The 13115-nt window shown below is 57.9% G+C and carries 8 protein-coding genes; 1 reads left to right on the top strand and 7 read right to left on the bottom strand.

Annotation, left to right across the window (positions count from 1 at the left end):
* Nucleotides 1–12 precede the first annotated feature (12 nt).
* From LAO21_15210 to LAO21_15180, 7 genes are all read right to left on the bottom strand, one after another.
* Nucleotides 13–1818, bottom strand: coding sequence for an acyl-CoA dehydrogenase family protein (locus LAO21_15210; protein MBZ5554063.1), 1806 nt, complete (start codon nucleotides 1816–1818; stop codon nucleotides 13–15).
* Between the two features lie 70 nt (nucleotides 1819–1888).
* Entirely contained in the window at nucleotides 1889–3082 is a 1194-nt protein-coding gene (locus LAO21_15205; GenBank protein MBZ5554062.1) for an acetyl-CoA C-acyltransferase, read from the bottom strand.
* Nucleotides 3083–3128: 46 nt separating this feature from the next.
* Nucleotides 3129–5537, bottom strand: a complete 2409-nt coding sequence (locus tag LAO21_15200) for a 3-hydroxyacyl-CoA dehydrogenase/enoyl-CoA hydratase family protein (protein ID MBZ5554061.1) — start codon at nucleotides 5535–5537, stop codon at nucleotides 3129–3131.
* A 136-nt stretch (nucleotides 5538–5673) separates the two neighbouring features.
* Nucleotides 5674–7458 carry a long-chain fatty acid--CoA ligase gene (locus LAO21_15195; GenBank protein ID MBZ5554060.1) on the bottom strand — a complete coding sequence of 595 codons (1785 nt, stop codon included), beginning with the start codon at nucleotides 7456–7458 and terminating at the stop codon, nucleotides 5674–5676.
* Nucleotides 7459–7471: 13 nt separating this feature from the next.
* The gene (locus tag LAO21_15190; protein MBZ5554059.1) at nucleotides 7472–8155 is read right to left on the bottom strand and encodes a TetR family transcriptional regulator; all 684 of its coding nucleotides are present in this window, start codon (nucleotides 8153–8155) and stop codon (nucleotides 7472–7474) included.
* A 142-nt stretch (nucleotides 8156–8297) separates the two neighbouring features.
* Nucleotides 8298–9062: a tetratricopeptide repeat protein gene (locus tag LAO21_15185; GenBank protein MBZ5554058.1), complete on the bottom strand. Its 765-nt coding sequence runs from the start codon at nucleotides 9060–9062 to the stop codon at nucleotides 8298–8300.
* Nucleotides 9063–9441: 379 nt separating this feature from the next.
* Nucleotides 9442–11880, bottom strand: a complete 2439-nt coding sequence (locus LAO21_15180) for an outer membrane protein transport protein (protein MBZ5554057.1) — start codon at nucleotides 11878–11880, stop codon at nucleotides 9442–9444.
* A gap of 708 nt (nucleotides 11881–12588) precedes the next feature.
* On the opposite strand from LAO21_15180, the gene LAO21_15175 reads away from it, so the two are divergent.
* A complete protein-coding gene (locus tag LAO21_15175; GenBank protein MBZ5554056.1) occupies nucleotides 12589–12927 on the top strand; it encodes a gluconate 2-dehydrogenase subunit 3 family protein in 339 nt (112 codons plus the stop codon).
* The last annotated feature ends 188 nt before the right edge of the window (nucleotides 12928–13115 follow it).

Genomic DNA, 13115 nt, shown 5'->3' with positions numbered 1-13115 from the left:
GTCGAATCTTCCTCAGTGTGTTTTGAGGGGCCAGCCATTCGCTTCCAGGGCGGCTTGAGCAATCAACCGGCCTGTGGCGGCGGTATCGACGGGCAGGTACTTGCTGAATCGTTTGAGCGCCGCCAGCTGCGTTCGCAGCAGGTCCCCTTCGGCGATCGTCGCCAGGGCCGCCCTGGCTTCCGCATCCACCCGCGCCGCCGCGCCACTGATGTATTGCTGAGTCATGGCAACATGCAGACGGGCCTTGTCGCGCCCTTGCGCCTCCAACATTTTCAAGGTTCGGAGCAGCGAGGATTCGCAGGCGTAAACCTCCATGATGATGTTGGAGACGTGGCCCATCACCTCTTGCTGGTCCGCCACCTTGTCCCGATAGCGCTGGACGGCGGCCCCCGCCGTCATCAAGGCAATTTTCTTGGCGTTCTTGACAAACTTCAGTTCCTGCCCGAGCCCTTCCGTGCTGTCCTCCTCCAGGGACGGAAAACCCATGATCTCGTCCATCAACTTCTGAGCTGCTGAGATCAACGGCAAATCCCCCTTCATGGCCCGACGGAGGAGCATCCCGGGGATGAGCAGCCGGTTGATCTCGTTGGTGCCCTCAAAAATTCGATTGATGCGGGCGTCGCGGTAGAACCGCTCGACCGGATAGTCCTTGCTATAGCCGTAGCCTCCATAGATCTGGACGGCTTCATCACACACATAGCCCAGGTATTCGCTTCCCATCACTTTCATGATGGAGCACTCCGTCGCATATTCCTCAATCCCCTTCAACGCCTGCTCGGCACCCGCCGGGGAGTCCTTCGAGACCCCCGACAAGATGGCGTCGATCAGGGCGGCCGTCCGGTAGGTCATCGATTCGGCGGCAAAAATCCGCGCACAGCTCTCCGCGATCTTCTGTTGAATCAAACCAAACTCCGCAATGGCTTTGCCAAAGGCGCTGCGCTCCTTGGCATACCGGATAGCATGCGCCATACAGAACTTGGAGCCGCCCACGGCACCGGCACCCAGCTTGAGCCGGCCCATGTTCAGGCAATTGAATGCGATTTTGTGACCCTTGCCGATTTCTCCGAGAATGTTTTCGGCCGGAACCCTGGCTTCTTCGAGGATGAGCGTTCGGGTGGAAGAACCCATGATTCCCATCTTATGTTCTTCGGCGCCCGTCGTCACCCCGGGGAAGCTCTTTTCCACAATGAAGCACGTGATTTTCTCCCCACCGATCTTTGCAAAGGTGATGAACAAATCAGCAAAGCCGGCATTGGTGATGAACATCTTGGTCCCGTTCAGGGTGTACGTTTTTCCATCCGGGCTCACGTCGGCGCGGGTGGTGAGGGCCATCGCATCGGAGCCGCAATGCGGCTCGGTCAACGCGTAAGAAGAGATCCATTCGCCATTGCAGATGCGGGGGAGGTACTTCCGTTTCTGTGCTTCTGTGCCATAAAAGACAATCGGCCAAGAGCCGATGCCGGTATGGCTGCCATGAGAACAGGCGAATGAACCTTCGTGGGCGAGTTTTTCAGCCAGGATCATTCCGGTGACCTTGTCAATCTCCATGCCGCCAAATTTCTCGGGGACATCGATGCCCAGCAGGCCCAGCGGCGCCATTTTCTTGAGCAGCTCGACATTGGTCTCAATCTTCTTCTCTTCCAGCTCCTGAGCGCGCGGCACCACCTCCTGGTCCATGAACTGCTCGGCGGTTTGTGCCATCAATTTCTGTTCATCGGAAAAATCCTCCGGTGCAAAAATTTCGCGGGGTGAAGTCTCTCCAATCAGCCAGCTCCCGCCCCTCACATAGGTCGATGTGGCATGTGTTGCAGTACTCATAAGGTCCTCTCTTTCCTGTCAAAAAGACAACGCAAGTTGGGCGACCGTGCTGCGTACCCCACAGCCCAACCTATCGCTGCAAGTTTTCAAAAATCCCGGCTGCGCCCATCCCGCCGCCGACGCACATCGTGACCATACCGCAGCGCAAGCGACGGCGCTTCATTTCATACAAGAGCGTGGCCGTCAACTTCGCCCCGGTGCACCCCAGCGGATGGCCGAGGGCAATGGCGCCGCCGTTGACGTTGACGCGAGCCGGATCGAGGCCTGCCTCCCGGATCACGGCAAGCGACTGAACGGCAAAAGCCTCGTTGAGTTCGATCAAATCGATGTCGGCAAGCTTCAATCCGGCCAGTGCGAGTGCCTTCGGAATGGCAGCGACCGGCCCGATGCCCATGCGCTCCGGATCCACTCCCGCCGTGGCAAACGCTACAAAACGGGCCAGGGGTCGAAGCCCCATCTGCCCGGCTTTCTCTCCGGACATGATCACAACGGCCGCCGCACCATCACTCATCTGCGAGGAGTTTCCGGCGGTTACCGTCCCCTGGGTGTGGAATGCCGGCTTGAGCTTGGCCAGGGACTCCAGCGAAGTGTCCTGCCGGGGCCCCTCGTCGGTCTCAAATCTGACTTCCCGGACTGATTTCTTCATCGTCCCGTTGGAGGACACAGCCGTTACCAGGGTGACCGTCAGGGGAACAATCTCTTCCTTGAATTTCCCTTCTTGAATCGCTTTGAGGGCCTTCATGTGGCTGTCGTAAGAATACTGGTCCGCGGCTTCCCGTGAGAGGGAGTACTGTCGCGCCAGGTTTTCCGCCGTCAGACCCATGGAGAGATAGACCCCGGGCCGTGTATCGACAAGCGTCGGATTGGGGACAATCTTATGTCCACCCATCGGAATCATCGACATGGTTTCAGTTCCCCCGGCGATCATCACCTGCGCCGCGCCGGTCCGGATCCGGTCCGCGCTCAAAGCGATTGATTGCAGACCGGAGGAACAGAATCGATTGATGGTCATGGCAGGCACAGAATCGGGAAGACCCGCAAGGAATGAGGCCACACGGGAAACGTTCATTCCCTGCTCCGCCTCGGGCATGGCGCACCCGAGAATGACATCATCGACCTCACCCACAGAAAAGCCCGGCACCCGCGCCATCGCCTCGCGCATCACCGCGCCGGCCATGTCGTCCGGGCGCGTGTCCTTGAGGGTTCCACGCGGGGCTTTGCCGACAGCCGTCCGGACGGCCGACACAATCACTGCTTCGTTCATAAGTTTTTCTCCCAACTTCTAAACCGCTAAATAATCTTCATCTCATTCAATTCCGCAGCGGCTTGCCGGTCTTGAGCGTATGTTGAATGCGTTCGAGGGTCTTACGCTCGCTCGACAGACTCAAGAACGCTTCACGTTCCAGGTCAAGCAGATACTGTTCACTCACCTTTTGCTTCGAACTGAGTCCGCCCCCGCACAGGATCGTGGCCAGCCGGGTTGCGACCTTCACATCGTGCTCACTGATATACCCCGACTGGTGCATCAGATAGAGTCCCAGTTTCAGGGTCGTAAGTGCGGAGTTACCGAGGACGGGAACATCGGTCCGCGGCTTGGCCGGGATATAACCTTCCCTGGCCATTTCAAGGACTGCTTGCTTGGCTTCGGCGATCAGCCGGTCGCGGTTCATGACAATGCGGTCGCTCGACCGCAGAAAACCCATCTGCTGCGCTTCGCCGGCGCTGGTCGCGACTTTTGCCATGCCGATGGTTTCAAACACCTGTTTCACAAAGGGGAACAAATCCACATCCTCGCTGCGTCCGGCGCGATCGACGTGCCGGATCAAGAACTCCTTGGTTCCGCCCCCCGCCGGCACCAACCCGACCCCGACCTCCACCAGGCCGATGTAGGTCTCCGCCGAAGCGCAGACGCGGTCCGCGTGCAGCGTCACCTCACATCCGCCGCCGAGCGTCATCCCGAACGGGGCCACCACGACGGGTTTCGTGGAGTAGCGGAGCGCCATATTGGCATTCTGGAAGGCGCGCACCATCAGATCAATCTCCTCCCACTCAGCCTCCTGGGCAGCCAGCAGGAGCATCATGAGATTGGCGCCGACCGAAAAATTCTCTCCCTGATTTCCAACCACCAGGCCCATGAAGTTTTGCTCGACCTCGCGGAGCGCGTTCTGGATCATGAGCACCGTGTCTCCTCCGATTGCGTTCATCTTGGAGTGGAACTCCACACAGGCCACCCCGTCTCCCAGGTCGAGGAGGGTGGCGCCGGGATTGGTGCGGATGACTTGAGATCGATCTTTCAGGGAACGGAGAAGGAGAAGGCCGGCCTTTTCGAGGACGGGTTTCTGGCTCTGCGAGGCGAGGTCAAAATAAGACCGTTGCCCCTGGCGGTTATCATAGAAGCGCGGCCGGCCCGAAGAGAGCAGCGACTCCACGAGCGGGGGGATTTTCTTCCCTTCGGCCTTCATCCGGGAGACCGACTCTTCCACCCCAATGGCATCCCAGACCTCGAACGGCCCCAGTTCCCAGTTAAATCCCCACCGCAGCGCATTGTCGACAGAGACGATATCATCGGTAATTTCAGGAATCCGGCGGGCGGAATAGAGCAGTGTGTCGCTCAGGGTCTTCCAGATGAATGTTCCGGCCCGGTCTTTGGCATACACGACGGACCGCAGGCGCTCTCCGACATCCTCGATCGCCTTGCTCGCTTCAATGGAGTCGAATTTCACCTTCAGGCGTGGAACGTACTGCATGGTTTTGTAATCCAGCGCCAACACCTCGTCGCCTTCGGCTGACTTCTTCTTCTTATAAAACCCTTGCTTGGCCTTGTCGCCAAACCACCGGTTTATCAGCATCTGTTGAACAAACCGGGGAAGAACGAAGGTCTCCCGGGCCTCGTCCTCGGTGGCATTGATGAACATGTTCTGGGCGACGTGGGCAAAAACATCGAGTCCGACCAGGTCCAGGGTACGAAAGGAAGCGCTCTTGGGCCGTCCCAAGGCGGTCCCGGTTATTGCATCCACCTCTTCAATCCGGTAATCCTCCTCGATCATCACCTGGACAGTGCGCATCATCCCGTAGGTCCCGATCCGGTTGGCGATGAAGGCGGGCGTATCGTGGCACCGGACGACTCCTTTCCCCAGTACCCGATCGCAAAATGCCGCGAGAATCTCGATGACTTCCGGCTTGGTTTCCGGGGTGGGGATCAGCTCCAAGAGCTTCATGTACCGGGGCGGATTAAAGAAATGCGTCCCCGACCAGTGTTGGCGGAACTCCTCCGAAAAAGGGGCCGCGATGGTTGCCACGGACAAGCCCGAAGTGTTCGAACTGACGAGTGTGCCCGGCCGGCGGACCGCCTCCACCCTTCTCAGCAACTGTTGCTTGATGTCGAGATTTTCGGCGACCGCCTCGATGATCCAATCCACCTCCGCGCACCAGCCCAGATCATCTTCAAAATTCCCCGTGCGCACCCGGGTCGCATTTTCGGGAAGGAAAAAGGAGGCGGGTTTCATCTTCAGCGCCATCTCGAGTCCCCGTCGAGCCAGGCGGTTCCGCACCGCAGGGTCTTCCCGCGTCAGCCCGCGGGACTTTTCGTCAGCCTCCAATTCCGCCGGAATCATATCGAGCAACACGCATTCAATCCCGGCGTTCGCCAGATGGGCCGCGATCTGTGATCCCATCGTGCCCGCCCCGAGGACCGCTACCTTCAGAATTCGACGATGCATGGGTGGTTTCTCTCCCGCGTCCTTATTGTCCCGCCTGACAATCCCGCCCGAATGAATGAATGCTCATTCATTTTCTCATAACCCGTCAAGATTTGCCAGACCCTGCTCCCCCGGAGGGCAAACACCCTCTTCCGCCCTACCCGTACAGGCGGTCGATCTGCTCCTTGTAACGCACCTCCACCACATTCCTCTTCACTTTCATCGTGGGGGTCAGCTCTCCGGACTCGATGGTGAAATCGCTGGGCAACAAGGCGATCTTCTTAATGCGCTCGAAACTGGCCAACTCGGGGGTGGCAGCATTGATTTCTTTTAGGACGAAATCCACGATTTCAGGATTCTTCACCAGCTCTTCCCTCGACTGGAAGGCGATCCCCGCCATGCGGGCATGGGCCTCAATCCGCTCAAAATTGGGGACCACGAGGGCGCTGACGTAATTCCTCCGGTTGCCGACGACCACAATGTTCTGGACGACACTGCAAACCTTCAGCTGGTTTTCGATATTCTGCGGGGCGACATTCTTTCCCCCGGAGGTGACAATCAAGTCCTTCTTCCGATCCGTGATCCGCAGGAAACCGTCTTCATCCAGGGCCCCGATATCGCCGGTGTGGAACCAGCCGTCGACAATCACCTCGGCGGTACCCTCCGGGTGGCGATAATACCCCATCATGACGGCATCGCTTCGGGTCAGGATCTCGCCGTCTTCAGCGGTCTTTACCTCGACGCCCGGCACCGCTTGTCCCACGGTCCCAAACCTGAAACGGTCACTCCGATTGAAGGTGATGACCGGCGAGGTTTCCGTCAATCCATACCCTTCAAGGATCAGCAGCCCCGCCGAGTAGAAGAATTCCCCCAGTTCGCGCGCCAGCGGAGCCCCTCCGGAGAGAAAGAACCGGATGCGGCCGCCCGTCCGAGCACGAAACTTGGAGAAAACGAGACGGTCCGCCAGCCGATGCTTTAATTCCAGCCAGCCCCCCACGGGTTTCTGTGCCAGCTTCTGTTTCGCCCACACCCGTCCCGTGGCGACCGCCCAATCAAAGATTTTCCGCTGGGCGCCTGACCCGGCGGCCGCCCGCTCCTGGAGACGCATGTACATTTTCTCGTAGAGCCGCGGCACACTGGCCATGAACGTCGGGCGGACTTCCATCATGTTCGTGGCCACGGCGTCGATGGACTCGGCATACGCAATCGTCACTCCATTGAAAAAGACTAGGTAGTCGATCATCCGCTCGTAAATATGACACAGCGGCAACAGGCAGAGCGCCACATCCTCGGCCGTCATGTCGATGTGGCCCGCACAGGCCTTGACATTCGAGACTATATTCTTGTGGGAAAGCATGACTCCTTTGGGGTTTCCCGTTGTCCCGGAGGTGTATATCAGCGTAGCCATGTCCTCCGGTTTTGCCTCTCCACAGAACTTCACAAAGAGATCCGGTTGCTGCCGGCGCCTGTCTCTCCCGAGGGCACACACGGTCGAATAGCTTCGAACATGCTCGCCCTGCATGGGGAGTTCATCCAAGGGGATGATCCATTGCAGGCCAGGCACGGCCTCGAAGATGGAATTGACCTTCTCCATCTGGGCCGCAGTAGACACAATGATGGCTTTGGATTCACTGTCCTCCAAAATGTACTGGATCTGCTTGGGGGGAAGGGTCGGATAGATCGGCACGCTGACCGCGCCGACCCCGAGGATCGCGTAATCTGAAATCGCCCACCCCGGCCGGTTTTCACTGAGCAGGGCGACCCGGTCGCCTCGCGAGATGCCCAGGGCGGCCAGCCCGCACGCGAACTCTTCCACGGCCTGACGGACTTCCTGCGTCGACAGCGGGGTGTATGCGCCGCCGACCTTGTGCATCAGCAGGTTTGGCTTGAGGATCGTGGACGTGGTGTGAAGAAAGAGATCATTGAGAGTGCTGATGGACATTGATCCCTCCGCCTCAAGAAGAGCGAGGCTTATGGCCGTGTGCCTTTCGTTTCGGTGACCTGGGGCGCCCGCCTGGTGGCGCATGATTCGTGACAGCAGGTGCGGAAAAGCCCGGTTTCTCCATACCGCAGACAAACAGGTCGACCACCCAATCCGAGAGCGCCGCGAGATTGTAAGAACGCGGACTGAGAATCCAATTCGTCACCATTTCGTCCAGCGCCCCAAAAAAGCATTTCGTGACAATCTTCTCATTGAGCGCCCTTCGAAAGCGGCCGCTGCGCTGACCCTCCCGCACGACATTGCGGATGAGATCAAAGTAATCCGCCAGCCGGGTTCGGGAGAACCGGGTCATGAACTTGGAGCTATGGCGAAGCTCGATTTGAAATACAATCGCCAGCTCTCGATTTCGCCCCAGACTGTTCAAATGCAGGGCCGCCAGCCGGCGCAGTTTTTCGACCACATCATCGGTCGTCGCCAGGGTCTCGACGGCCCGGGTCACAAACTCCGACATGATTTGGTCGAACAGGGAGATCAGCAGGTCATCTTTGTTCCGAAAATAGAGATAAATAGTCCCGTCCGCCACTCCGGCCCGCTTGGCCACATCGGAGACCTTGGAATTGAAGAAACCGCTTCGCGCAAAAACCGGAACGGCCGCCCGCAGAATCTCCCTTCGCTTATCGCTTTCTTTGCGCTGCATCCTTGCTCCGAAGTAGCTGGAACGCGCCCTTCCCGGGGGATGCCAGAATGGAAATCACCGCCGGGTTCCCCGCCCGCACTTGGCGTGCTCCCGCACCGGCTCATCCCGGGGTGCCCCGGGCGGGCTAACCGGAGGGGGGCTGCTATTTTTTGAAATATTTATCGAGAAGCTTCTTCGCCTCTTGGATGTTTTCCTTATGTTCGACGTCCCAGCGGGGGTCGGGCTGCATAGTCAGGATTTCATTCAACTGGGTTTTGGCGTCGTCCTTCCTGCCGTTGTCGAGATAGGTTTCCGCCAGGTATAGTTTCGTCAATGAATTTCCCGGGGCGATCTTGAGGGCCTTCTCCAACTCCTCCACAGAGCGCTTCTTGTCGCCCCCCATCAATCCGGGCACCCGATAGTCCCAGCGACCGAGCCCGCGCCAGGGCCCTCCCCCGTAATAGCCCCCATCGAGTTGTGCCGCCTTTTCAAAGTTGGCGCGGATTTCCTTCCTCATCCCCATACTGGAAAAAAGCCCCTTTGTCTCTCCGTACAACCCTTGATTGGTGGCCAGCCAGAAATATCCTGCAGCCTCATTCGGCTTCAGTTCTACGGCCTTTTTTGCAAAGTCGATTCCCCGCTGAAACAAGTCCAACTGCTGGCCCTGGGGAGAACGCTTTCCAATGAAATAATAATACTCGGCCAATCGAGATGCGGCTTCGAAGCTTTGGGGGTCGCTTTTCATCACATCGCTCGCCAGGCCGATGGCAAATTTGACTTTGGTGAGGTCCGCCCGCTCGGTGTAAAGCTTGTCGGCCTGGACCAGGCGGGGGTCCAGCGTCCCGCGAGCGGTGTCGGCCCCTTGTCCGAAAGCAAGGCACGCCACGCACATCATCCCAAAGATCAAAAGCCCGATTTGCTTATGCATCGTTTGCCTCCAAGGAGTTTTGATACGGGGTGGATTAGGAGTGAGTGAACATTCATTCACTCCCAGTTGGGGTTCACTTCACTCATCACTGACCTCGTCCTTCTCTCAGTATGCTTCGGGTAGGGAAAAACCTGCGGCGGTGGTAATGGGACCGCTGGGTTCCAGTAACTCTCCATGGCGGCGAAACTCTCCGGACATGACGACCTCATTCCCGCCGCCTCCCAGAAATTTCCAGCGCAACTGCCCTCTTCTTTGCGGACGATGTCACGGGGTCGAAACTTCAAAAGTAAAAACGGCCCCGATTTCGGAATCGGGGCCGCCAGGGTGACTCAGTGACGAGGGGGTCGACCAGAAGAATCCGAGTGAGGAACGATCGGACTCATTTCGACTTCGTTCCCTCGGGATAGAACATAATCTCGATGCGCCGGTTTTTCTTCTTTTCCTCGTCCGTGGTCCCCTTCACCGGTGGGGCCGACCCGGCTTCAATGCGGTTGGCATCGAGCTTCTTTTCCTTCACCAGGTAGGTCTTGGTGGCCTCAGCCCGCCGTTTCGCCAGCGCCTTGGCTGCGGTCTCGGAAAGATCCGAGAACCCGGTAATGGTCAACGAGGAACCCGGATCATTCTGCATCTTCAGGGTGACATCGTCGAGGCAGGCCTTGTCGACGTTGTTGATTCGCGATGAATTGCCGGGGAAACCTGCGCTCAAGCACGAGACCGGCTGCGGCTTCGGTTTGGGTGCGGCATTGATTTGAACCGCCGTGGAACAGCGGGCGGTGCCTCCGCGGCCATCACTCACCTCCACCGAGACTGTTGCCGTGGAACCTGCCGTTGCACCCGCCGAATCGTAAGCGACGTCGGCCCCGCTCCCTACGACGCGGCCTGCACTCGCCGACCAGGCATAGGTGAGAGGATCCCCGTCCGGATCACTGGCGAGGGCGTGCACTCTCGTCGACTCACCCTCGATCAGCGTCGTCCGGTCGGCATTGCAGGAAACCGTCGGGTTCTGGTTCGGCTTGGGTGGGGCTTCCACCGTCACGTTGACCGAACACATCGCCTGATTGCCTTTCTTGTCGGTCACCTTTGCCGTCACCGCATAGGTTCCCGGCGCAGCATCGGTCGAATCAAATTCCACGTTCGAACCGGTCCCGCTGACCTTGCCTCCGTTGGAGGACCAGGCATAACTGACGGTATCGAGATCAAAATCGGAAATCAGGGCGGTCACCTGGGTCGTTTTTCCCTGCATGATCGAAGAGGACTGAACCGTGCAGGTTGCCGCAGGATGGTAGACGACCGGCGCCACCTTTTCCTTCGACGGGTTAATGTTGAACCCCACGCCAAAAACGTTGGCAAACCCATCCCAGCGACCGGCCAGACCGAGGGCCACATTGGTGGCCGTGGCCACGGTTCGCTTGGTGAAGAACAGCGCCAGATAATTCAGGTCGAGGGTCGTGTGCCCGGGAAGAAGACTGGGCATGGGCAGCGAAACGCCTGCGGTCAGCCCATGACGATTGGAGTCGGGCTGAAGAATACCGACGTCCTTCTCCGGGAGGGGGGAAAGATCGTAGTAGTATCCAAAGCGATAGGTCAGGGAATCACTGTGTTTGTGTTCCACGCCGAAACGGTACTGGAGCGAAGGCCGGTTATTGATGGGAATGATGCGGTCCTGTAACGCCAGGGTGTGCGTCCCGAAATTGATCGGAAAGTTCTTTACGGTGCGATAGTCTTGCATCACAAAATCAAAAGCCAACTCCGTGTTTTTCAATGAATGGTTGGAAATCCCGAAGATGTACGTGGGTGGAAGCTTCAAGACGGCGCTCGCTCCAACCTCGGGTGGAAACAGCTGACCCAGGGTTCCACCGATAAAGGGAGTAATCGGGGTCGCGGGAGCGAACGCGAAATTGGACTTTCCATCAATGTGCAGCGTTATCGGGGAGCGATAGGTGAAGGCGAGATTCGTGTTGTATCGCGGAATCTTGATCAGGATGCCGGCGTTGCCGCCCACGTCAGTCGCTTCGCCGGACAACCGCGCTCGGCCCTCTGGGAGGAGGGCGACCACCGCCCGCGCGGCGGCGGCAGGATTCGTCGCAAAATCCTGCGGAAACAGCTGTTGCGCGAAAGCCCCGCCCAGCGCCAGGGTGCCGGGATCGTCCGGTTGAAGAAAACTCTGCTCGAGAGTGACATCCGCATGGGCGACGTCAAAACCAAACCCCAAATAGACATTCGGGGTGACTTCGATCCCCACGGTGGGATTGTGCATGGTGACGTTGAGAATCGCGCGCGTGCTTGCAAAACGGCCCGGATATCGGTAGCTGAATTTCTGCCCGTTTTGAATCAGGACCACCGGCTGCGCATCGTTCCGGAAGTTGGTGAAGTCGGTTTGAAGGGCGAATGGAAAATAGATGCCGTACCCGACCGTCACACGGTCCTTGATGGACTGCGTCAGATACATGGCGGCGGGAAAGAAGGCATTGTTGGAAATCTCGCCATCAAATCCCCGGTCCGGGGTCAGCAGGGTGGTGTTGAAAAAACGCTCCGTAGGACCGGGCAACGCCGGGTTGGGGTGGAAACGGACCAGAGCCGGATTGATGATACTCAGCCCGGAAGAAAAATGGGTGCCTTTCAATTGTCCGATTCCCGCGGGGTTGTAAAAGATCGCGGTCGCGTCGTCTGCCGTCGCGGCGAACGCACCCCCGCGACCGATCGCACGAACACTCTGTTCGTAGATCGTGAACCCCGACGCAAAAACCATTGAAACACTCGAAAATAAGAAGATCGCAGCGATGTATAACTGGGATATGCTTCGCGTTTTGCCGGTCATGAGCTTCCTCCTAAAAGCGAATCCATGCGGTTTCAAAGGGCGGGAGTGAGAGCGGCGCAGCCCAAATCTGAGGGAAACGCCCCGAAATATTCACAAGGAAAAAAACCATCACGAGCCTCCGAGGATGTTTCCAACCCACCGCGAGCGATCCCTGCTTAGGACACTTTATGCAACGGCATGATAGCGATCGGAACTCGCCCTCTCCAACCGTCCCGCGGAACGGGCTGAGGGGCGATGATGGGATGGTTCCGGATCCGTGTCAGTGCTATATTCTTGGTGGATCGTCAAGCGGTACACCGCCAATATATTGAATCATTTAGGCCAGTGTCAAGAGGATTCGCGATTCCCCCGGGCTCGGGATCTGGCACACGCTTGACGTATCCAAATCCCTTTCGGTAGTATGGGTTCCTCTTTTATTGTTCTTGTCATGGTGAGTTTCTCCATTGGCGAATGCAGTAATTCTGTTCACTCACGGCGCGGAGAGGTCCGGCTATGAGCCCAAACCCATCCAAGGATCCATTTTCTGTGGCTGAAGACCCTTCCCGCCGCAGATTCCTGAAGAAAACCGTTTTGGGTTTAGCGGCCCTCAGCTTTTCGCGCATTGCTCTGTCGAGTTCTCCACAATCCGGCGACATCCTATCAACAAAGACGGGCCTTCGGTTCTTATCCCCCCGACAATTTCAGGTTTTGGAAGCAATATGTGACCGGATGCTTCCTGCGGCTGAAGGCTTGCCCGGCGCCACGGATTTGAAGGTCGCCGCCCACCTCGACGTCTATCTCTCCACGATGGACCGGTCCGTGGGGCAGCAGATCGCGCAGTTGCTTGACCTATTTGAATGGTCGCCGCTGTTGTTCGATTTCAAACCCGCCCGCTTTACCTCTCTAACCCCGGACCAACGCGATGAAGTCCTTCACGGGTGGGCAACGAGCCGCTTCGAATTTCGCCGCACCGGTTTCCAGGCCCTCCGCCGGCTTTCCATGGCGGGTTATTACGGGCAGGAGGGGTCATGGAAGGCGATTGGGTATGAAGGACCGTATGGGGGATGAAAATTCCAAAACCCAATCCGCCTGCGGCGGACAAAATCCAAATAAATTCCAAAATCCAATGTCCAAATTCCAAACAAATCTCCAGGCCGGAAAAACCTCTGGTTAAGCGAGTTTAATTGGTCTACGCGGGTCGGCTGAGGTAATAGGAAAGAGGTTTGCGGTCATCTAATATTTTGGTTATTGTTTGG

This window comes from Terriglobia bacterium, assembly GCA_020073085.1.
Taxonomy (GTDB): Bacteria; Acidobacteriota; Terriglobia; order JAIQFV01; family JAIQFV01; genus JAIQFV01.
This window is presented reverse-complemented; position numbering and strand designations above follow the sequence as displayed.